Source organism: Cupriavidus sp. 05N39, from assembly GCF_056397325.1.
Window position 1 is genome coordinate 1 of record NZ_JBFTNE010000278.1, and the last position, 564, is coordinate 564.

The following is a 564-nucleotide window of genomic DNA, read 5'->3' on the forward strand; positions in this document are numbered from 1 at the left end:
GCACGGCGGCGGCGCTGACCTGAACGAACATAAAACCTAAACCCACAACAAAAACGCAACGGCGAAAGATACCATAAAAGCACTTTTCCGTTGCGGTATCTGAAGTCTCCGTGCCGTCCCACACGCAACACTTCAGAACATACCAACAGGTAACATAACATTTATTATGTTAAGTAATTAACATGTGAGCGACGCGCGATGGCGAAGCGGCTCGCCTGTTCTGCCCCGAAATTGAGACAAAAAACCAGGCGCCTGGAGATCGCACTTTCGCAACCTCCTCCATCTCCCCATCTCCCCATCTCGCCTTGCCGGCACTGCTAATTTCGTACGATTCCAGTGCCTGGCGTCCTCAGTGTCATCAGCCATTTAGCAACACCCTCTTTGTTGACTTCCTCAATTGGATATCCACGGGAGACGATTGTATTTCGAGCACCCACACTTAATTCTGAGCTTGTCACAATCAAGCCAAAATGTGCGTCGRCAAACTGGACGTCTGTCATAAGACCTTTGACAACAACCTTCTCCACTTTGTCTTTTTGTCTCTTACACTGAATGATCCCGTGC

The 564-nt window shown here is 49.0% G+C and carries 1 protein-coding gene; it reads right to left on the minus strand.

Annotated features, from left to right (window positions below):
* Nucleotides 1-317: 317 nt before the first annotated feature.
* On the minus strand, nt 318-564 hold a 247-nt coding region (locus AC1DN0_RS41285), incomplete at its 5' end, for a restriction endonuclease (RefSeq protein WP_477146634.1).